Below are 22,404 nucleotides of genomic sequence, written 5' to 3'. Positions count from 1 at the left end.
ACCTGATAGGGATAATCCCTGTTCTCCTTTATTGTCTTTTTTGCCTCTTCAGGTATGGCATCAGAGACAGATGCCTGCGCAACAAGATAGTGATACCGGGCCGAGTCATCGCTTTTTTCAAGATTGATCAGCAGGCCATCAAATGCCTTTTTGATCTTTTCTTCCGGGGGAAGATTCATATTCTTAAGGATTGTAACCGCCTCATTCAAACGCCTGAATGCATCCTTTATTATCTCCGTGTATATCTCCTCCTTTGAGCTGTAGTAGTGATAGATAAGCCCTTGTGACATGCCTGTCTCTGCCGCAATATCTGATATCTTTGTTGCGCTGAGCCCTCTTTTTGCAAAAAGCCTTAAAGATGCGGCAAGTATCTGCTCTGTGCGCTGTGACCTCATCTGCTCGTTTTGTTCCCTGTTTCTGGGCAACTTAACCTCGTTATCAATTGACTGAATAATTATTCAATGAAAATACATTAATAGATAATTTTGTCAACAGGAATAGCAATCTTGTCTGTGCTGGTAATAAACAAGTTCAAATATTGTGTCATGGATTTACTGAAAAACGATACAATTTTGACACAACCGGTTTTAAATATGTCAAATGCCTGTCTTTAAAAATGGTTGATCTATAGTATGCAGCATTTGTCAGGTTAAATCCCGACCCTACTAAAGACTCCTTAACCATATGTACCTTTATGGATTTATGGGTACCCGCCTGTTCGGGGAGGTCACTAATTTACTGAATTCAACTTTTTACGAGACCCTCAATTATGGTAATTCACAGGTATTCTCGGAAATAAACACTAAATATTAAGGTAAACAATTTGAATGGCATCAATATTGCTATAATAGAAACATGTAAATGACATAAAAAATTTCTCAGGTATTCGTGCATCTATTCTGCTGGTTCTCGGTCAAATTAAAATTGGAGAGCAACTCAGTTGGATATAACGATATCAAGGGAAAAAATAAAAAATGCAGAGCAAAATCCCCTCCCGCTCTGCTTTTTTATTTTTATAACATCCATGATTACCCATTTTTCATACCCGTCAAGATAATTGATCTTTTAAAGTTTGTCTCCTGGTGATATGTATACCCTTAATAAAAAATACAGAGGAGAATAACGATGCCCAGGGCATGTGATCTAAAAAAGGGAAATGTGGTTGAGATCAATAATGAGATCTATATGGTTAAAAATATTGATGTGAAAACACCATCAGCAAGGGGGGCAGTAACCCTTTACAAGGTGAGGTTCGCTAACGTTAAGACCAAGCAGAAATATGAAGAGAGTTACAAGGGTAATGATATGCTCAATGATGTTATCCTTGAAAAAAAGCCAATACAGTATCTATACCCGGATGGTAATCTCCAGGTCTTTATGGATACAGTCGAGTATGGCCAGTATGAAATAGATGGTGAGGCAATAGAGGATGAACTTGTCTGGATTTCAGAGGGGATGGAGGGGATAGTGGGTCTTGTGGTTGATGGCAACATGATTGCTATTGAGATACCGGCAAGCCTTGTCTATGAGGTGGTTGAGACGGTGCCGGGCATGAAGAGCGCAAGCGCATCCGCACGCACCAAGACTGCAAAATTGTCAAACGGGATCGAGATACAGATACCGGAATACCTTGAGGCAGGTGAGATGGTAAAGGTGAATACAGAAACCAGAAAGTTTATTTCAAAGGCATGATCTAATATATTTTTCAGGAGGTATTTATTATGGCTGATTTAGCAGGAGTAAACGGGCAGAGAGAAAAGTTCAGGGTTGTAGGGATGCCAAACCTTCCGGGCAGGCTCTCATACGCCATGGCCGCAGGTATTGCAAAATATGGGGCTGATTATACTGCCCCTGATATGCTCCATGCAAAATTTTTAAGAAGCCCATATGCCAATGCCGTGATACAGGGCATTGATACTGAGAGGGCCAGAAAAATACCGGGGGTTATAGATATCCTCACCTTTGAAGATGAGGATATTAAAAACCTGCTTGAACAGGGTGAAATGATGTCGGGGCCTCTCAAACCTGTTCTCACCAATAGAGCAGACCAGGAGGGGGCAGAGGTTGGAGCGATTGTTGTCGCTGAGTCAGAAGACATATGTGATGAGGCGCTGAGGCAGCTCGATATAAAATGGGAGATACTCCCTCATGTTGTGGATATACTTGATGGCAGAAAGCCTGATGCCCCGGTCATCCGGCCACCTGCCCCAAAGCCGGAGAACACCTCAGGCGGATTTGGTATGGGTGGAGGTAGTAACCCGCCCAAAAAGGGTAATGTCTCCTATTCAAATGTGAACGCAGGTGATGTGGAGGCAGGGTTTAAAGAGGCCGACCATATTATTGAATATGATATGAACATACCGGCCTTTTCAGGGCATATCCCCAACCCGATCGGTTCCGTGGCATGGTGGTTTCAGAACACCTATCACGGTGAAGGGCTCAATATTCATGTAGAGGGTGTCGGCTCACCCAATGATCCCGGCACAATCGCAAACATGTACAAGGTGCCTACTGAAAAGGTCTTTCAGGAGTGCATGCTGATAGGCGGTAAATACTGTGACTGGGGCCTGCGAAAATCTCAGCTTATTACCCCTCTGCTCGCGAAGAGGGCAGGGAGGCCGGTAAGGTGTGTAAACAGCCGCTATGACCAGTATGACTTTAACCTGAACCAGCGTTTCATGCACATGAAGATAGGCTTCAAGAAAGACGGGCTTATTACTGCCATCGATGATTTTTCAATCGCTGATTCGGGTGTGGAGGGGAGTTCCGTTTTCGGCACCACCATGGACCAGAACTATGGCCCCTATTTTACGACAAGGTGCTTAAACGTTAAACAGAACATGGATGCTGTGGACAGCAACCGTGGCAAGATGTATCTGAGCGGTCAGCATAACCCCATGAATTGGGATTCCATTACACTCGCCATACATCTTATAGCCGAGAAACTGGGCAAAGACCCTGTTGAGATTGCAAGAATTAATCTCCACGGCCCTGAATCACAGACCGACCCCAACCCTGTGCCCAGTTTTGAGGCATGTGTTGCAGCCGCAAAAAAGATGATGAACTGGAATTGGCACAATACAGGGGAAAAGAGACTCAAGGACGGCAGGATGCACGGGGCCAGCTTCAGGTATCAGCAGTGCCCGCGTCATTCCGGCATGATCTTCAACTGCAAGCTGGAACTCAGGAACGGCATTGTGCACCTGGATTCAAAGGGGCCGGTAATCGGTAACTATATCATGGAGGCAAACATGATGGTTGTGGCTGAGGAGCTGGGGCTTAATTATGAGGATATCAGGGGCAGGCTTGACTCCCATGAGACCTATAAGCCGTGGGGCGGGGGCAGTGACGGCACAACCGCTTCGGGCTGGGCTCTTAAGGAGTGCGCAAACATACTCAAAAAACAGATCCTTGAAAAGGCAGTTGAAGAGGCCAATAACCCACCGCCACAGGGCGGGATCATGGGGGGCGGGGCAAAGCCAGTAGAGAGCCCCTTTAAAGGGATGAAGCCGGAAGAGCTTGATATGATGGATGGAAAGGTTGTTGTAAAAAATAATCCCAGTATTGGTGTACCATTTGGGCAGGCGGTAAGGTCAAACCTCTTTGCAACCTATTCAGGCAGGCCGCCGCTTGCATTATGGAATGAAAGGGGCAAAAGGCTTGATACCATGAATGTGGCCATGTGCGAGGTGGCTGTAGATGAGGAGACAGGTGAGGTGGAGATCATCCGGTTTGGCGTGGTTGCAGATACCGGCAAGATCATGCGGCGCACATCCCTTGAAAGCCAGATAGAGCAGGTGATGTTTTTCAGCGAAGGGTGCCAGTTGTATGAAGATTATATTTATGACAGCAAGACCGGTGTAAAGCTCAGCACAAATATGTTCGAGTATAAAAAGCCCACTATACTGGATCATGCACCCGTAGCAATGGAGCTGCTTGAAACAAGGGCAGGTAATGCGGCATATGGCTCAAATGGTATCAGCCATTCGCTCGCAAACACCCATCTTGTGATTGCTGCAATCTATAATGCTATAGGTAAATGGGTCGATCCCCCGGCCACGCCGGACAAGGTACTGAAGGCATTGGGGAAGGCATAATTACAGGGGTTGATAATATTCCTGTCTAAGACCAGGTTTTGTAGGGGCAGGCCCCTGTGCCTGCCTAAGGGCATTGTCGTCAAGCTAAGGCGAAAAGCTAAAGCAATATCTCACACAGAGGTGCAAAGAACGCCAAGAAAATCAAATGCTTTTTAACATAATTTTTTTAATTCTTAGCTTTGTGACTTTGTGTGAGATAGGATTTTACCTCTTGAATTATGAATAGATGTTTTTCTGAGGGATCTTTATCTTATATCCCTTACCCGTAATATGTTTCAGGTACGATATTTTTGTTAACTTGTATATCCAAAAACTGTCGTTTTTGAATGGCTGCTGTCAGCACTCAGCGTTCAGCTTTGAGTAAAAACGTTTTAAACTAAAGAGTTAGCTGACAGCTGATCGCTGAAAGCATAATCGATTATTTCTTTACCCTTCTAACAGTTAGATCAATAACACGCGTTGCCAGTATGAAAAAGGCCAGTATAAAGAAATAGGGTATCACCTTTGCGAAGGATATGGTCTTACCCATCCCCGGTTTGCCACGCATCCCTTTTCCCCCGGGTGGCCCCTGAAAACCAGGTCCCCCATTTTTTCCAAATTCGCCCCGTCCCGGCCCGAATTCACCCCTTTTTCTGCCCTCAAATCCTTGAGGCGGTTTGAATTCGCCCTGCGTCGACCCTCCTGGAAAAGGCCCACCCTTTGGCCCCATTTGCATCATCTGGGCCTGGTCTCCAAAGGCAATCTTAAAGAAAATGGCTGTCTTATTACCAAAATCCAATTGCTTGTATGAAATAACAGCCCCGACCACAATAGCAATAACAACTACGAAATAGATGATCTTTTTTAGCATGATGCACCCTCCTGATCAGCGCCGGATTTTTTAAAACGTGCAACCACCCAGTTCCAGTGCAGCCCTACATGTATGCCTACAAACATAAGGGTGATCATGGAGATGCTCGTGTGCATAAAGCGCCAGATGATGAAGTTTTCTTTTGTGAAACCCAGCCATGAAAAATCCATGGTCTTTGCTATACCCATGCCGCTTATGATAATGAGGGTGAAACCAATAAGGATCAGGAGATCAAGGATGTAATTGATGCGGCCCCTGGCTGTACATTTTCCAAACATCCTGAGTGTTGTCTCCTTGATAAATTTCCAGTTCAGGGCCTTGTGCAGGATATAAAAGAGGCATATCACAAGCCCGGCAATCTCATGAAAGGTGATCCCGAGGAAAGACCATTCATCCATAAGAAAAAGAAAGGTGATAAACAGGAAGATGTTAAGTATGAATTTAAATGTTACCTTTTTCATGTGTGTTTCCTCCGGTTTTAAAATTGGGTGTTGTGTGGTTTGTAGTGATTTCTTGATGTTCAGTGATCACCACTTTATCGGAGCTTCATTCATTATTCAAGATATAAAGTCGTAAAATCTAACCAAAAGTTGCAATAATGGTGCATTATTTTGATATTTTAAAACTTTAGACCCTTATTTGTCATTCCTGGAAAAACGGGAATCCACTTTTTAAAACAAAACAAATGGATACCCGTCTGCAAGCATAAGCGTCAAGCTAAGGCGAAAAGCAAAAGCCTGCTAAAGCTTTGTCTCACACAGAGGCACGAAGAACACTAAGAGAATCAAATGTTTTTTAACATAATTTTTTATTGTTTCTTAACTTTGTGAGCTTTGTGACTTTGTGTGAGAAATGATTTTTCGTCTTTAATTATGAATATATGTTTTGGGTTCAATATTTTCATTAACTTGACACAAATGCGTCTGCACAGGCATGACGGCGTATTAAGCTTACAGTAAAAATAATTGAATCCCACATTTTATATCATTGCCTTCCAGGTTTTATGCATTGCATCCACCACACCATCAACCTGTGCCCGGGCATGAAACAGGTGGGTGGAAACCCTTAAGGAATAGGTGAGTTTTGGGTCTCCTGTTTTTAAATTATACTCGGTTGACTTTATTACATAGCCCTGCTCTTTTTTAAGGCGGTCAACAAATCCTTCTATCTTTTTCTGGTCATTTACATCCTTAAATGGGTTAAAGGATCTAAGACCCGAGGCAAATTCAGGTATGTTGTCTATAACTGATCATATTCTTCTGGTTCTAAATCAGGAACTTTTTTAAGCACAGCCCGAAATTTCTTTAACTTGCCCCCGACAAGATAGCAGAGGTTGTAGATTTTTTAAACCGGAAAGGTCAGGAACATCAGATGCTCCAGGCTGCCAACAAACTGGCTGAAAATTCATTTAACAAAGTCTGGGACAATGCCGAGGATGAGGCTTATGACAACATATAACTATGGGGATATTGTCCTTGTCCCCTTCCCTTTAAAGAGTAACCAGTAATCAAACCCATCTTTACCACTTTAGTAAAAAAGTTAGGGGTTTTAAACAAAGAGGATCAACAGTCCTTTAAGGAATGGTTAACCGCAATCATAGGATAGGTTTGGGATTACTTACATCCTTTATTATCCCCGGTCACCTTGGGAATTTTTTATTTTAACCCTCCGCGTCTTATTGTTTAAAAAGATGACCACTATTAAGAATATGATATTTAATTTTTCTTTAAACCACTTAATAAACATCAAGGCAGTTAAAGGCAAAGCCTTCAACCGCCTTGATATTACTCTATTTCAACAGTTTTTTTATTTTTTAAGGTCGTCCCCTTCAGCGCCAGTAATCTCTCCTCTGTACAATGGCTGCACAGCAAAAGGATTTATTACTGGGGTGATATTGATACACACGGCTTTGCAATCCTCAATCAGTTGCGCGGGATTCTGCCGGATGTAAGATCCTTCCTGATGGATATTGAGACACTCCTGAGCCACGGGGAGCTGTGGGGGTTTGAAGCGCATCACAAAAAGGCAAATCTTGCACGGCTTACACCTGAAGAGACAGAGCTCTACGATCAACTGCAAAATAATCACTGGGGAGAAAATATCAGGCTGGAGCAGGAGAGGGTGGAGTTCAAATTTCTCACTGATGTTTTACAGGAGTTATAGAGCTCTTTTAGACTATGTCTGGACTTTATTTGGGATTTGTGTCAATATGCCCAGCATCACCATTTGGCAGCAGGGTCTAAGCCTTGCACGCAACAGATCACAGCACTGGATATTCCATTCTCTGCACTATTAATTTAAGAAGAGGAAACATATGGCAAAACCTAATTATTCATTTGAAAAACGAAAAAGAGAGCTCGCTAAAAAGAAAAAACAGGAAGAGAAGCGTCAAAAAAAAATGACCCAGGGTCATGAAGAAAGGCAAACCGAAGATCCTCCAGAGGTTAAAGATGAAAAAAACATTTAAAACAACGCTCCCATAAAAAATATTCAAAGCCAGGGCACGAAACAAAAAAGCCCATGAGCAACACTATTAACCAAACAATTTAGAGACAACACCGGATTATAATATGTCATTTGATCAACTTGGCCTTCGGGACGAACTGCTTAAGGCGGTTAAAGACAAGGCGTACGCTGCCCCCACCCTCATTCAGGAAAAAGTTATTCCTGCTATTCTTGACGGGAGGGACATCCTTGCAAGGGCACAGACCGGGACCGGAAAAACAGATGCCTTTGCGCTTCCTTTAGTTGAGATCCTGAGCAGGAACAGGCAGAAAGGGAACGAGCGATATCCCCGTGCGCTTGTCCTGACACCCACGCGGGAACTGGCGCTACAGGTGGGAGAGAGTATCAAGGCCTATGCAAGAAGGGTCTCCCTGCGATGCACTGTTGTATATGGCGGTGTCAGCATAGAACCGCAGATTGACCGGCTGAGGCGCGGCATAGACATCCTTGTGGCCACTCCGGGCCGCCTGCTGGATCTTGCAGGCCAGCGCCATTTGAATCTTTCCCTGATAGAATTTCTGGTTTTTGATGAGGCTGACAGGATGCTGGATTTGGGGTTCAGTGAGGAGATCTCCGAGGTCCTCTCTCTACTTCCATCTGAACGCAGGACCATGCTGTTTTCTGCCACCTACACCCGGCAGATCCGTGATCTTGCCGGAAAAATGCTTAAGAACCCGGAATATATCGAGGTGACACCTGATAATACGGCAGCAGAATCAATAACCCAGAAGGTTCACCTGGTGCACCGATCAAATAAACTTGCCCTTCTCATTCACCTTATCACCAGGGGTAACTGGAACCAGACACTGGTTTTTACCCGCACAAGATATGGGGCAAACAAACTCACGGAGAACCTTGACACACAGGGAATCAGTGTTGCAGCGATGCATGGCAACAAGAGCCAGTCGGTCAGGATACGTACCCTTGAATCGTTCAAGAAGGGTGATATCCGTGTCCTTGTGGCAACAGATGTGGCTGCAAGGGGGCTGGATATAAGTAATCTGCCCTATGTGGTTAATTACGATATGCCGGGCATCCCGGAAGACTATGTTCACCGCATCGGTCGCACTGGAAGAGCCGGGGAAAAAGGTATAGCCATCTCGCTTATTACCCAGGATGATAAGGTACATCTTAAGGCTATTGAAAAACTGCTAAAGCAGAAGATTCCGGTTGAAAAGGTTGAGGGCTACACCGAGGATAGCGACGCTGCTAATTTTCTTATTTTTCGTCCCAATGGCGCATCAAGAGACAAAGAGGTAGATAGGGCCATAAAAGAGATGGTTGCCAGGAAAAAGGCCTCAGCGCAGCGATTGCCGGCCCGTAATAGCAAGACCACTGGTTCAGGAAAAAATGCAGGTCCGGAATCAAAAACCCGATCGGGCAGAAAAATCAATAGGGCTGGAAAAAAGCCATCACAAGCAGGATCGCACTCGCAGCAATCTTCAAAACGAGGCAAACCAAGCCCGCCCAGGGGTAAAAAATATAAATAAAAAGGAGGAGATCACATGCCATATAACTTTAAAAATCTAGTGTTTGAGGGTGGTGGTGTCAAGGGCATTGCCTATGTGGGGGCGCTTGATGTTTTAAAGGCAAAGGAGATATTAAAGAATATAGAGAGGGTTGGAGGGACATCCGCAGGGGCCATAAATGCCATTCTTGTTGGGCTTAATTTCAGCCAGAAAGAGACAAAGGAGGTGCTCTGGTCACTCGATTTTAAAAAGCTGATGGATGATTCATGGGGCGTGGTAAGGGATGCCAAGAGGTTAATAGATGAATACGGGTGGTATAAGGGCGATTTTTTCCGGGACTGGATAGGGAAACAGATAAAAAAGAAGACAGGCAACAGCGAGAGCACCTTTGGGGATATTGAAGCAATGAAGGAAAAGGGAAAATTCAAGTCCCTCTATTTTATGGGGACTAATTTATCCACAGGCTTTTCAGAGGTCTTTTCACCTGAGCATACCCCCAGGATGTGCGTGGCAGATGCTGTCCGCATCTCCATGTCCATACCTCTATTCTTTGCAGCAAAAAGGAGCATTCGGGGTGATATATATGTGGATGGAGGCGTTCTGGATAACTACCCGGTAAAATTATTTGACAGGGAGAAGTATGTCAGCGGTGATGGAGGCGTTGAAACAAAATATTACGAGAAGATTAATAAAAAGGTAAAGAGAATGCGCCGTCCTGTTTCTAAATATATCTATAACAAACAGACCCTGGGGTTCAGGCTTGACACAAAGGAGGAGATAGCGCTATTCCGCGACCATGCGGAACCTGTTACAAAAAAGATTGATAACTTCATGGATTATACATGGGGCTTAATTAACACAGTCTTAAACGCACAGCAGAGTATCCACCTTCACAGTGATGACTGGGCCAGAACCGTGTACATAGACACACTGGGTGTAAATACCACTGATTTTAACCTTAAAGATGAAAAAAAACAGGCGCTCGTAAAATCAGGGACTACAGGTACAATGGAATATTTTAAATGGTTTGATAACGCTGATGAGGCGCCAAATAAATAACCATAAACTCAAATAAAAGGGAGGCTATTGCCTCCCTTTTATTATAACCATATTGCTTCATTTTTTATGGGCAGCAAAAAATCACTGCCCATTGCTTAATATTAACCGTAAATTACTGTTACCATCCAGCGTTGTTTGCATGCGGCGCAATAGCGTCAACAAGTGCCTCAGCCTTAGCTGCCATGCCTGATGATGCAAGGGAGGCATTTGCGTTAACTGCGGCTATGAAGTTTACGAGATGCTGAGACGCAGCAGTTATTTTTCTCTCATCAAGCGCCAAATCAGCGGCATGAAGCCTTGAAAGCATTGTGGCATCGTTCACATGAAGTGATGTTGCCTGGGTGATTAACCCGGCAAGCTTGTTTTTCAGGAAACTATAATGCATCACCTTGAAGATATCCACATTGTTAATATAGGAACCATATCTCGGGTCAGCGCCCTTTATATAATTGGTAAAACGCTCTGCGCCAGCCCCTTTTGCATACAGAGGAACAAGCATATTGCTGTGCCACCATGTATACCAGTTGAAACCAGGCATATTGCCAGCCCCATTATTAATTACTGGATTAAAGACGGCTGTGTCGCCATCCTGCTTTGAATTTTCGCCCCATACAAAACCGGTGTCATGGTCAGGCACAACAATAAGCAGTGTTTCGTTCCAGTTGCTGTTTGCCTCTACCCATGCATGAACAGCCTCAACAGCCTTGTTAAAATCATCCATCTCTTCAATTAAGATACCCCATGGTCCGGGGGTCTCTCCGTTTGCTAACCGTGTAGCCTCATCTGCCCTGTACAGCCAGCCATAATGGTTAGCCCAGTCAACAGCCCCGCCTTCCACCATCAGGAAAAATCCATCATCATACTGGTTGAGAACATTAAGTGCACCTTCTGCCATTTCATCAAGTGTCGGCACATCAGCGGCGCGGTCGATGGTAAAGGGGATATAATAGGAGTCCAGATATTTATTGTTGGCATAATAGTTGAGGGTTTCACGCACATTTGGGATACCGAGGACGCGCGCAGGTGGGGTAGCTGTTGTACCCAATGCCTGGAATTCTGCCCTGCTGCGAACAACAGTAAAGCCACCGTCTGGAGCAGTGGTTGGATCAGCATACCACCCGGCTATAGTATCAATGGTGGCATCTGAAATACGGTTGCCAGCACGTGGCGGAACACGCGGATCGCCATTATACTCATAATCCATAAAGCCTGGGCCCATAATGACCTCAATACCGCTGGATAAAATCATTTCATCAGCAATCCCGGTTACAGGGGTAATATAGGCATTACGATCTGGATTATGGGCGACGAAGCCCGCCGGGGTCGCATGGCTTAATGGTACACTGGATACAACGCCAGATGCCTTTCCAAGAAGTTTGGCAATATCAGTGATGTTTGTCAGGCGAACAAAGGAAGAGACCAATTCCCCATCAACAGTCTCATCTGCAGGGACTGTATGGCCAACCGTGGTATTGGCTATTACCCCATAACTGATGGAGCCATCTCTTGTCTTGTAACCTGTGGCCATGGCTGTTGCAGCAGAGGCAGAGTCTGTGGTATTATTTACATAGGGGTAATGGGCAAAATAATCAAGCAGAGGGTCAAGCCAGATCTGGTAATTAAAATCACTCCATGCCTCTACAGGGTCATAACCCTGATAGATATACCCTTCAATGGTGTAACCCGTTACCGCAGGCGGGTCAACTGAATTATCATAGGTGTAATCATAGATGTATTCATATTCTGATGTCTCAACCCCCACCTGAACAGGAAAATCATTGTATATCTGTGATTGCGCCTCACCATTAAGATAGTAATCAACAACCTTCTGGGATTCATAGCTGTTGCCATCCGGGATCATCAGGATTATATTTTTGACATTACCTGGCAGATTATTATAAGTAACAGGTGTGTAAGTTGCCGGTGTTGTTGGTTCAGTATTCCCTGTAACGGTCTTTTCATTACAACCGGTAAATAGCATCATAGATACTATAATGCAAAGTACAGCTAAATTAATTGATAATGATGTTTTTTTATAATTCATTATACTACCTCTCCTTTTTTATTTTTTAATAAGGGCTTACTATACTCCATGCTGTGTTTTATTATTTGAACAATACTTGTCTATGAAAGCCTGTTACCCAGCATCACCTCCTTTATTACATTTAAAAAAATACAGGTTAACCACATCTCCTTCACAATGTATCTCTATCAAGAAATACATTGTGCTTAAAAATATCGTTAATTATTCCGCTTTTAATACAAACCAAGTTAATCTTGCAAATATTAAGCCAAAAATCTATCTATCTGATATTACAAGCAATACTTTGTTATTTACTGTGGAATTTTGCCAAAAAATGTCTATATATCGTATAATTGTCAGTATATTGTAAATTTTACAATATACAAAAATGCCATTACAGGGGTTATACCTGAATATTATTATATTCAGATATAGCATGAAAACGATGTTATTTTAAAATCTGGGTTATTAAACCCTATTTTTTAAATATATTCTCCCATTTTGGGGAATTACGTTCGACAAATTGCTGCTGGGTCATTAGCATTAAAATTATAGCACTATCCTTTACTTCCTTTAGAAATTTGTTAGCAGCCTTTGTTCTGAGTCTCTGATTATAGTACTTGGCAGCCAGATCCTTTGTATCTTCAAGATTTGCCTGGCCAGGGGTCTTTATTTCATGAACCAGGATAAGGTGATACCCATTTTGAGACTCTATAACCTGAGTCAATTTACCCTGGGGTGTGCTAAAAACAGCGGTTTCAATGGCTTTTGACTCCTGGCCGCGGCGGATTATACCGATATCCCCTCCTTTTGCTGCTGTCTCAGCATCCTGTGAATACTTTTTAGCGGCCTCTGCAAAGGTGATCTTTCCAGCCTCAATATCAGCTCTTATTTTTTCAAGCCTTTTTTTTATGGTCTCTTTCTGTTTAGATGAAGCGTCAGGGTCAAAACTGAGCAATATGTGGGAGGCGCGGGCCTGTTCAGCATTCAATATACTGGCTCTGCGTTCTGCATAGTATTTTTCTATCTCCTCTTGTGTAGCTTCAGGGGTGTCTTTGACTGCACTGTCAATGACCCTGAGCATTTTAATTGTCCCTTCAATGTGTTTTTCAAGTTCATCCTTTTTAATCCTATACATACTCAATTTTTTAACAAAATCATCATTGGAGGGGAATCCTTTCATAAACTGTTGCAGATGATCATCAATCTGTTCCCTTGAAACAGTGATCTTTTGCTTTTCTGCCTTTTCCAGAAGAAGAGTCCTCATAACCATATTATCTAAAGCCTGGGAAAAGAGGCCAGGGGGCATTGTTTCAAGCGCCTCTCGCGTAAGCCCGTCCTCTTCCTTGAAAACTAAAAATTTCATAATCGTCATGATCTGTGTTTCTGTGACAGGATGGCCTGAAATCTTTGCAACAATTCTATTTTCATCACCTCTGGCAGGAGCAGGCTCAATAGCAGATGCAGATTGAAAAAAGAAAAGACAAATGGAGAACAAAAACAAAAAGACTTTCGAAAACATTAAATGATCCCTCCTCCCAGTGATGGATAATTTTACAGGTTTTCACTTAAAGCCACGGTGATAATGTAAACTACAACAAAAAAGCCTTATTTTTGAGATTATTTTTTTGTACGAATTAGGTATATATATGTAATAAAATTGAATGTCAAGTTAACCTTGCGCAGCAGAATTGCCCATTATAATCATGAAAATAGCTGAAACCAGAAAGTGTAATTTGGAGGTATACAGCCCTTAATAAAGAGCTGTATACATTATGAATAACCAGGTTAGAGCAAGCCTCTTTTAAAAACAGCGGCAACACCCAGGCCGCCCGCCCCGCATATGGTTTCAAGGCCATATTGGGCGTTTCTGCGCACCATTTCATGGACAAGGGTGACAAGCCTCATTGCCCCTGTCGCCCCTATGGGGTGGCCTAATGAAATACCTGAACCGTTTACATTAACCTTTGCCTTGCATTCTTCCGCTGTAAGCCCCAGGAGTTTTGCATCCGCAAGTGTCTGGGCGGCAAATGCCTCCTGGATCTCAATCAGATCAATCTGTGCCTGTGTAATGCCGGCCTTTTTAAGGGCCTTGTTTACAGCTATAGGAACAGCAGGATATGTAAGGGTCGGGTCATCGCCAGCAGGTGCAAAGGCAAGGAATTCAACCATGGGCTTAATGCCCAGCTCCTTTACCTTCTTTTCACTCATAAGCACCACAGCTCCTGCGCCGTCGTTTTCAGATGATGAATTGCCTGCCGTACACACACCGCCATCATATATGGGTTTTAATTTTGCCAGTTGTTCCAGTGTGGTATCAGGCCGGGGAGTTTCATCCTTGTCAAAGAGGATGGTCGCCCCCTTTGCCTGGGGTATTGGGATGCCTATTATCTCTTCTGCAAATTTGCCTGATTCCTGTGCCTTTACAGCCTTCTGATGGCTGTTATATGCCCATTCATCAATCTCTTTTCTGGATATGTTCTCGTTTCTGGCTGCGGCCTCTGCCCATGTCATCATGGAGTTGAGTTCACCGAACCTCTCTATTGGCTGGGCCATAACCCTGCCCCTCTGTATCCTGTCATAGAACGGGATGCCCCACATGGCAAGGGCGCCGTGACCCTTTGGCATAAAACCGAATTTTTCATCGCTCTTTCCGCCAAGGCCCCAGCGGATATCGCCGGGCACATACATCTCGGCAAGGCTCATGCTCTCCATGCCGCCAGCCACAACAATATCTGCATTACCGGTCTGTATCTTCATAACGCCGATATTAATGGCATCAAGGCCTGAACAGCAGCGTCTGTCAACAACAATGCCTGTTACTGTCACAGGCCATCCAGCCTCAAGAAGGGCCATGCGCGCGCCATTGGCGCACTCACCGTTCTGGTAGGCATGCCCCATTACAACCTCATCCACGCTATCTGACCCAATACCAGCCCTGCGGATAACCTCATTCAACACAATGGCGGTAAACTTGTGCACGGGTAAAGCACGTAGTGTACCACCAAAGCGGCCGATTGGTGTGCGTGCACCGCTTACTATATATACCTTTTCAAGACTCATAGGTTCTCCATTTATCTAACCACAAAGGACACAGAGGTCACAGAGATTTTATTCTTTTAGCTTTTCTCTGTGTTCTCCGTGGTGAAAAAAATTACTTGGTTGGCAAAGCATCACCCAGATCCATTGCGAATTTCAGCATCTTCAGGAGTTTTTCATCCCTGATGGAGCAGAGCTCTGCCTCTGATTTTCCGCCGTAATCATAGAAACCCTTTCCTGTCTTTATGCCCACATGACCCTGATCAAAGAGTTCAAATATCTTTTTGGGCTTGTAATCAACCGGTGTGGCATTACATGCCGGGTTTTTCAGGTTGTTTACGCTAAGGCCTATCCCACCAAAATCAATACGACCTACAGCGCCAACAATCATCATACGCATTGCAAGACCCCATATACAGGCATCATCAACCTCTCTCGGGCTCAGGTAACCTTCGTCAATCAGGTAATAGACCTCTCTCTGGAGTGCAAGCTGGAGCCTGCTGATTGCATAGCCTGATACATATTTCTTGAAGAGAATGGGTTTTTTGCCCATCTTTCTTAAAAGCTCTACCATAAGCTCCACATTGGCCATGTCTGTTTCAGGCCCCTTTACAACATCCACCAGGGGAATGATCTGCGGCGGCGCATAGAAATGGGCAATCAGTATCTTATCCTGGCGGCTTGTCTTGGCCAGTTCAAATGGGTTCAGGAATGTGGTGTTTGAGGCAATGAGCGCCCTTTTGGGCAGGGCCTTATCCAGGTCTGCAAACACCTTTGTCTTGGCATCCTTGTTTTCTGCCATTGTCTCAAAGGCGATATCAACATCCTTTGCAGCCTCTTCAAGGTTGGTGCAGGTTGTTATACGTGAAAGGGCATCAGCTATCTTTGCCTTGTCAACAAGACCGGCGCCTGCCATTGCCTCAAGGCTTGCCTTTATAAGAGACATTGCCCTGTCCAGGGTCTCCTGTGTGCGGGACATCATGTTTACCTGGTACCCTGCATAGGCAAATGCCTGCGCAATGCCATGACCCATTGTGCCTGCGCCAATAACCGCTATCTTCTTAATATCTTCCAGTTTCAAATTATCTGTCATCTTTTATCTCCATATTATATAGGTTTAATTTACTCTTCATGTACATGCGGGGCAGCTCTTATAATCACCCCGCTAAATTGCTTATATTTTAAAGGGGTTTAAGCCCTATAAATTCCCTTGCCTCTTTTGGTGTCATGGGCTCCTTGCCAAGCTCCCTTGCTATCCTCACTGTTCTTGCAACAAGCGACATGTTGGTGGCCTTTAGGCCCTTGCTGTAATAGATGTTATCTTCAAGCCCAACCCTTACAGCCCCGCCCAGGAGCATATTCAGGGTGGTGATCGGCAGTTGATCAGAGCCAACAGCAGCGCAGTTAAATACTGAGTTATCAGGCAGAAAATCGATCATTGTGGTAAGTATCTTTGGTGTTGCCTCAAGCGCACCCTGATAACGCATGCCAAGAACCAGGTTGATACAGTATGGTGGCTCGACCAGGCCTTTTTTAATGATATCATTAACCTCCTTGAACATGGCTACATTGTAGACCTCCATCTCAGGTTTGATATTGAGTCTTTTCATCTTGGATAGATAAGTCTCTATCTCTTCCGGGAGGTTACAGAATGCTGTGCCCTTGTACTGGCCAGAAAGCCTCATGAGCGAACCCATGTTAAGGGAGGCCATTTCAGGGAGCGCATCAAGGCATTCTATCCTCTGTTCCTGTGTAAGGTTTGGGCCTCCGCCTGTGCTGAACTGGATAATGGCATCTGATTTTTTTCTTACCTTTTCCTTGATCTCCCTGAATACCGCTACATCGGATGTGTTTCCCCCGTTTTTATCCTTGCCATGTATATGGCATATGGCAGCACCTTCCTCAACGCAGAGCCTTGCGTTTTCAGCAATCTCGTCAGGTGTTACAGGAAGGTCAGGATGCTGCTCCTTGGTTACCAGAGCGCCGGTCATGGCCACTGTGATAAGTATCTTGTCTTTTGGTAATGTCTTTAACATATTATTATTTTCCTCCAAATTGGTTATATGACCCCTGTTAAAAAATCAGTACAGGGACATGGGTTTTAATACTACTGTTTATAAATATTATGCAATGCATTACTGCATCACTTTTTCATTACAATCTCACCCAGGTTTACATCCTTCAGGGTTTTCACTGAGATCTCCTGAGCCCTGTACCCTGAGTATTCCAGCCTGACTGTGTATTCTTTATTTGAATCAAGCCCATCAAACTCGAAATCACCATAATGGTCTGTTAGAGTGTTCATCTTCATGCTTCCGCTTACAAGGGTAACCTTTACCCCAACCGCCGCCTCATCCTTTTTGTCTGCAAATACAACCTCACCGGCGATAAACTTTTTTGGTAAGCCGATATAAGAGACTGAAGTTTTCATGGCGAATTCCGGATGAAGCACCTCTGTATTCCCCTCTTTCGCCTTCTTTGCAATCTCGCTTTTGGGGTCATCAAGATCACCAAACACTAAAGCCCCTGTCGGGCAGGTCTCAACGCACCTTGGCTCTTTCCACCCCTTATCAAGGAGGTGTGCACAAAAATTACACTTCTGTGCAACCTTTAACTCTTCATTCCAGTATATAACCCTGTAGGGGCATGATGAGACTATATCCTTATCACCCTTTGCCTTTTCAGGGTCTATTATCACTATGCCATCAGGTCGTTTGTAAACAGCACCAGGGGTTCCGCCTGAAATACAGGTGGGATTTTCACACTGCTGGCAAGGAGTTGGGATATAGTCCAGTTTTACCTTGGGTGTTGTGCCCCTTTCAACAGAGACGATCTTCATCCAGTAATGGCCTTTAGCGGGTTGTGAGGCTGCATACCCGGGATAATTATTGCCGCAGAATTCATCCTTGCAGGCCAGAAAACAACTATAGCAGCCTGTGCATTTATCAACATCTATTATCATTCCGAATCTTGCCATTAGTTATCCCTCCCACTTTTCTATTTCTATAAGGCATGAATTGGGTGTCATGCCGGGTACGTTCTTTGAAAGCATCCTTGAAGATGTAAGCAGGTTAACACAGCCGCCCCTGTCTGTTGAGCCCGCCTTACCAGGTTCAAGCGGATCATATACAGCAGATGAGGCGTAGCTGTGAATAATCCCGGGCATAACCCTCTGGGTGACCTTTGCTATGCAGAGTGTTGCACCCCGGTCATTGTAGAGTTTTACAATATCGCCATTCTTGACCCCGCGAGGTTCCGCATCTTTTGGGTGTATGCGGGCCGGCCAGTATGGATAACCATCCTTATACACACGGTGAGTAGGTATCTCATTGAGCCAGTCTGTGTGCTTGTCATAATGGGTATGGAAGGTAAATCTTGGGTGCGGAGAGACAAGGGCCAGGGGATACTTCTTTGCAAGCTCTGACCTGTGGCCTTCCCAGCTCGGGATATATTTTGGGGATATTGGCCTTTCCTCGTCGTTTGGATAATATTTCTTAAGGCTCTCTGAAACAAACTCTATTTTACCTGTGTATGTGCCAAGCTCCTTTGCCCTGTCTGTGCCACGTTTCGGGTTGCCGGGGTCTGGGGTGTCGCAATCCCTGCCTTCAGCAAACCACCTCATGGAGACTGTAGGTTTGTAATCCTCCGGCATGGGAATAACGTAATAACCCTTCTTTTCAAACTCCTCATATGAAATGTACTTTGGCAGGTCAGATATCTCATAGAATGCCTTTATCCACCCTATCTCATCCTTGCCGTCAGTGAACTCCTCTTTTCTTCCAAGACGCTCGGAAAGAAGTGTGAATATCTGGTAGTCGGACTTTGATTCCCACAAAGGTTCAATACACTTTTGCTGGCGCACCACGATCCTGTGGTTGCACCCGTTTGAGGCATGGTGTGTGTAGCCGCCCGCAGCGCCCCACTCGCCCACATCGTCACGCTCAATACTTGTGCAGGCAGGAAGTATGATATCCGCAAAATTGGTCTCGCTGTTGTACCAGCAGTCCTGATTAACAACAAACTCAAGCTTTTCGCTCTGGTACATCTTAACCCACTTGTTTGTATCACTCATGGTGCCCATGAACGACCCGCCATACCTGTAGAACATCTTTACCTCTGAGTGACCTTCCATGGGGTAGACATATTCGTTGAACTGCTGTTCAAGGGAGTTGCCGCAAAAGCCGTCACCCCTCCAGTCAATAGGAGGGTTCAGAATTGCGTCCGGCACAGTCAGCCTGTAAAGCCTCTGCTTTGTGGGGTTCTGGGCCGGTGAAAACTTTATCTTTGCAGCCTTTGTGGAGCCCATCCTGCCGTCAGGGTCAGCATAACCGGGGAAAAACACATCAACATTTGAGGGCGCTCCCATGCATGTACCCCAGATGCTTACACCGGGTTTGCCTAACCCCTGCATTGCCTGTAAAAGCACCATCATCCTTGCCCACTCTGTGGCATATGCCTCACGACAGGCGCCGCCTTCGCCGCCCCTTGTACCGCTCGCAAGCACTGTTCTCTTTGTTGCCCACCTTCTTGCAAGTGAGACTATGGTCTTTATAGGTATGCCTGTCTCTTCAGATGCCCAGGCAGGTGTCTTTTCTACCCCATCTTCTTTGCCAAGTACATAATCCTTAAAGGTCTCAAAACCTACTGTGCGTGTTTCAATATATTTTTTGTCATATGTATTTTCAGTTATCCAGACATAGGCAATTGCCATGGCAAGGGCTGTGCCTGTGCCCATCCTTATGGGTATCCACTTGCCGTCCATTGCAGCGTTTGTGTAGTTGTAAAGGGGGTCAATAAAGACCATTTCCACGCCCTTTTCCTTTAGCCACTGACGCCACATGCTTGAATCCTGACCTGTATAGGTGCCCCTTGTGGAATCAGGGTCACATGACCAGTAGACAATCATCTCTGCGTGCTGAAGGGCATCTGTGAGGTGGTCGTATGGTTCGGGCATACCAAGCCGCCAGTAGAAGCCGTAGGTGTGTGTTGCGCCCCAGTGCCAACCTTCCCAGCTGTCAGGGTTGTCAAAGATCGGGGTGTAACCGAGCATATGCATGAATCTTGCAAACGGCCCCATCTTGTAACCCACAACGCCCCAGTTATGGTGGCTTGATGTGATGCCAGTAATGGCTGAAGAGCCATAGGTATTTGTTACCCTTGTGATCTCCGATGAAACTATATCTAATGCCTCATCCCAGCTAATACGCTCATATTTTGCCTTGCCCCTTGTCTGCTGGTTACGGTTACCCTTCGGGTCAAAATCTACCCTTTTATAGGGGTACCTTATCCTGTCTTCAGAATAGAGTCTTGTCCGTTCAGCATGAATAAAGGGCGATATATAAAATTTATTTGGGGGCGAATATTTTCTCTTCCCATCGTCTATTGTCCAGGATGGTTTAAAGTCTTCATCCTTTGCCTCCAAGGGCCTGATTCTGACAACCTTGCCGTCCCTGACATAAACCGATATGGGGCCTGCGTTTGTGCAGCTTGTAAAAATCTGTTCAGTCATAAATTCCTCCAAAAAAAATTGATCCTGTCTGACCATAAAAAGGGTGATAAAAAGGGGTAGCGGTCTTGCTTTATTATGATACAGGAGGGCGCTTGCTACTGCTGCTCATCCCGTAAAGCGAGAACCGAACCACATGTTCTATTAATCTGGCCTTGAAATCAGCGTCATAGGGTTTGCCTGTTACACGCGAGATCATCGGCCTTGAATAATTAAAGTACAGAATGATACCAAAAATGCTCATTATATCAAAGCTGAGATTTGCCTCATTTACATTATCCTTTGAGCTATCCTGTAAAAGCCCATACAGCTTGTTAAATAGGGGCCTCAGGGTCTGATCCGCCACAAGCTCAAATGCCTCTGTCGGGTTATTCAGCTCCCTCACAATAAGCTGCCTGTGCCTGCCAAACTCCTCATCGGTTAAAGGCCCCTCCAGATATGCCTTTGCCAGCGCCTGGATTATGCTCTCCGGTGTCGGATCAATCATACTGTCGACCTTTGCCTCAAACGTCTCATACATGAGCCGTTCACGCGGGATCCACCTGGAGCGGAAGACCTCCAGATAGAGGTTCATCTTGTTACTGAAGTGGTAGTTGACAGAGGCCATGTTACATCTTGCAGCAGAGGTAATATCGCGAACACCTATGGCATGAAACCCCTTCTGCGCAAAAAGCATCTCTGCCTTTTCAAGGAGCCTTTCTCTTGTCTGCTTGACTGTATTCTCGCTGTCCTGGGCATCGATGGATTTTTTAGACACTTTTATATGACACCTGCTTTTTATTAAATTTTAAAGGCAGTTATTTCAAACAGTCGTTTAAAAGTCAAGCAGCATTTGACCTGAAATTAAGTAAAGGCTGCAGATGACAGTTTGATGGTGGATCAGGGATATTGATTTCCTGTTGACATAAGAACGGCTGCTCCATATACTTCCGTTTAAAAAAAGTAACTCTTTTCAACTAAACGGCATTTAAACTACTTACAGTGCTGGAAGGCCAAATCTTTCTTTGGATTTCAGCATCTAACTCTGAATGATTACAGGTGCATTTTCTGGAGAAATGTATTTGATCTTTAACTTTTTTGAAAGGGGTAGTTCAAAATGAGACATTACATCCTATGTTTAGTCATTATTTCTCTAATATCTCTGCCTGCATGGGGTGCACCCCGAGTCGGAATCAATAACAGCGGAGCTGTTTATGAAACTATTCAGGATGCTGTTAATGCTGCTGCTTCAGGCGACACTATCAAGGTTTCTGCCGGGACATACAACGAAAACGTAACTATAAACAATAAGGCCCTGACCATATCAGGGGATTATTGCGCTGACTGCATTACAACCGGCTGTGGTGATACTGTAGTAAATGGGGGAGGAGTCAGTTATGTTTTTCAAATCACAGGGAACACAGTCACCCTGCAGAGGCTTAAGGTTACTGGAGGTAACCATGGACTTGGTGGAGGAATCAGAGTGCTTTCCGGAGCCAATGTAACTCTTGAGCACACCAGTGTCTTTTCAAATTCTAGTGGCTACGGCGGGGGGGCATATATAGCAAGTAATGCCCAGTTGACCCTGAACCAATCCAGTATATATAACAATACTGCAACTATAGATGGAGGAGGGGTCCGTGTCTGGGGCACATTGACAGCAAATGATAATGATTCGGATATTTATGGAAACTCCGCCCCTAACGAGGCTGTCGAAAAACCCCTTTTTCGAAAAATATATATTCCCAATGTATGGCAGCCCTAAAAAAATTATTTTTATAAAAATAAAACGAATTTAAAAAACGAAAGTCAAAATTTGATTTGAAAACAGTTCAAAAGGCCTTTATAGCCTTAATTTAACCTCTTTTATACCCCTT

18 protein-coding genes are annotated in these 22,404 nt (G+C 44.6%); 7 read left to right on the top strand and 11 right to left on the bottom strand.

Annotated features, from left to right (window positions below):
• Nucleotides 1-425: TetR/AcrR family transcriptional regulator (locus GX654_08045; GenBank protein ID NLD36804.1), on the bottom strand; the 425-nt coding region annotated here is incomplete at its 3' end.
• Nucleotides 426-1,125: 700 nt separating this feature from the next.
• Between GX654_08045 and yeiP the strand changes: the two genes are divergently transcribed.
• Entirely contained in the window at nucleotides 1,126-1,692 is a 567-nt protein-coding gene (yeiP, locus tag GX654_08040; protein ID NLD36803.1) for an elongation factor P-like protein YeiP, read from the top strand.
• Nucleotides 1,693-1,721: 29 nt separating this feature from the next.
• Entirely contained in the window at nucleotides 1,722-4,097 is a 2,376-nt protein-coding gene (locus GX654_08035; GenBank protein ID NLD36802.1) for a xanthine dehydrogenase family protein molybdopterin-binding subunit, read from the top strand.
• Between the two features lie 418 nt (nucleotides 4,098-4,515).
• On the opposite strand, the gene GX654_08030 is transcribed toward GX654_08035, so the two are convergent.
• Both GX654_08030 and GX654_08025 read right to left on the bottom strand, forming a co-directional pair.
• A complete protein-coding gene (locus tag GX654_08030; GenBank protein ID NLD36801.1) occupies nucleotides 4,516-4,947 on the bottom strand; it encodes a hypothetical protein in 432 nt (143 codons plus the stop codon).
• Entirely contained in the window at nucleotides 4,941-5,408 is a 468-nt protein-coding gene (locus tag GX654_08025) for a DUF4405 domain-containing protein (protein ID NLD36800.1), read from the bottom strand. Before GX654_08025 ends, GX654_08030 begins: the two co-directional genes overlap by 7 nt.
• A 1,330-nt stretch (nucleotides 5,409-6,738) precedes the next feature.
• On the opposite strand from GX654_08025, the gene GX654_08020 reads away from it, so the two are divergent.
• The 4 genes from GX654_08020 to GX654_08005 all read left to right on the top strand — a co-directional run bounded on the left by GX654_08020 (nucleotide 6,739) and on the right by GX654_08005 (nucleotide 9,980).
• Nucleotides 6,739-7,110 carry a DUF2220 domain-containing protein gene (locus GX654_08020; protein ID NLD36799.1) on the top strand — a complete coding sequence of 124 codons (372 nt, stop codon included), beginning with the start codon at nucleotides 6,739-6,741 and terminating at the stop codon, nucleotides 7,108-7,110.
• 151 nt (nucleotides 7,111-7,261) lie between these two features.
• Nucleotides 7,262-7,414, top strand: coding sequence for a hypothetical protein (locus GX654_08015; GenBank protein NLD36798.1), 153 nt, complete (start codon nucleotides 7,262-7,264; stop codon nucleotides 7,412-7,414).
• Nucleotides 7,415-7,517: 103 nt separating this feature from the next.
• Nucleotides 7,518-8,942 carry a DEAD/DEAH box helicase gene (locus GX654_08010; GenBank protein NLD36797.1) on the top strand — a complete coding sequence of 475 codons (1,425 nt, stop codon included), beginning with the start codon at nucleotides 7,518-7,520 and terminating at the stop codon, nucleotides 8,940-8,942.
• Between the two features lie 15 nt (nucleotides 8,943-8,957).
• Complete coding sequence (locus GX654_08005) at nucleotides 8,958-9,980, top strand: patatin-like phospholipase family protein (GenBank protein NLD36796.1); 1,023 nt, start codon at nucleotides 8,958-8,960, stop codon at nucleotides 9,978-9,980.
• Between the two features lie 118 nt (nucleotides 9,981-10,098).
• On the opposite strand, the gene GX654_08000 is transcribed toward GX654_08005, so the two are convergent.
• The 8 genes from GX654_08000 to GX654_07965 all read right to left on the bottom strand — a co-directional run bounded on the left by GX654_08000 (nucleotide 10,099) and on the right by GX654_07965 (nucleotide 21,305).
• On the bottom strand, nucleotides 10,099-12,024 hold the full coding sequence (locus GX654_08000; GenBank protein ID NLD36795.1) for an alkaline phosphatase: 1,926 nt from the start codon (nucleotides 12,022-12,024) through the stop codon (nucleotides 10,099-10,101).
• A 454-nt stretch (nucleotides 12,025-12,478) separates the two neighbouring features.
• The gene (locus GX654_07995; protein NLD36794.1) at nucleotides 12,479-13,525 is read right to left on the bottom strand and encodes a hypothetical protein; all 1,047 of its coding nucleotides are present in this window, start codon (nucleotides 13,523-13,525) and stop codon (nucleotides 12,479-12,481) included.
• Between the two features lie 266 nt (nucleotides 13,526-13,791).
• Nucleotides 13,792-15,066, bottom strand: coding sequence for a thiolase family protein (locus tag GX654_07990; protein ID NLD36793.1), 1,275 nt, complete (start codon nucleotides 15,064-15,066; stop codon nucleotides 13,792-13,794).
• Between the two features lie 91 nt (nucleotides 15,067-15,157).
• The gene (locus tag GX654_07985; protein ID NLD36792.1) at nucleotides 15,158-16,135 is read right to left on the bottom strand and encodes a 3-hydroxyacyl-CoA dehydrogenase family protein; all 978 of its coding nucleotides are present in this window, start codon (nucleotides 16,133-16,135) and stop codon (nucleotides 15,158-15,160) included.
• Between the two features lie 88 nt (nucleotides 16,136-16,223).
• Nucleotides 16,224-17,078: a 3-keto-5-aminohexanoate cleavage protein gene (locus GX654_07980; GenBank protein NLD36791.1), complete on the bottom strand. Its 855-nt coding sequence runs from the start codon at nucleotides 17,076-17,078 to the stop codon at nucleotides 16,224-16,226.
• A gap of 107 nt (nucleotides 17,079-17,185) precedes the next feature.
• The gene (locus tag GX654_07975) at nucleotides 17,186-18,019 is read right to left on the bottom strand and encodes an oxidoreductase (protein ID NLD36790.1); all 834 of its coding nucleotides are present in this window, start codon (nucleotides 18,017-18,019) and stop codon (nucleotides 17,186-17,188) included.
• Between the two features lie 3 nt (nucleotides 18,020-18,022).
• The gene (locus tag GX654_07970) at nucleotides 18,023-20,551 is read right to left on the bottom strand and encodes a molybdopterin-dependent oxidoreductase (GenBank protein ID NLD36789.1); all 2,529 of its coding nucleotides are present in this window, start codon (nucleotides 20,549-20,551) and stop codon (nucleotides 18,023-18,025) included.
• A 73-nt stretch (nucleotides 20,552-20,624) separates the two neighbouring features.
• Nucleotides 20,625-21,305: a helix-turn-helix transcriptional regulator gene (locus tag GX654_07965; GenBank protein NLD36788.1), complete on the bottom strand. Its 681-nt coding sequence runs from the start codon at nucleotides 21,303-21,305 to the stop codon at nucleotides 20,625-20,627.
• A gap of 339 nt (nucleotides 21,306-21,644) precedes the next feature.
• On the opposite strand from GX654_07965, the gene GX654_07960 reads away from it, so the two are divergent.
• Nucleotides 21,645-22,292, top strand: a complete 648-nt coding sequence (locus GX654_07960) for a hypothetical protein (protein ID NLD36787.1) — start codon at nucleotides 21,645-21,647, stop codon at nucleotides 22,290-22,292.
• Nucleotides 22,293-22,404: the final 112 nt, after the last annotated feature.

Origin of the sequence: Desulfatiglans sp. (assembly GCA_012513605.1) — a bacterium.
Classification (GTDB): domain Bacteria; phylum Desulfobacterota; class DSM-4660; order Desulfatiglandales; family HGW-15; genus JAAZBV01.
Note: the sequence above shows the minus strand (reverse complement) of the source record. Positions and strands in the feature narration are given on the sequence as shown.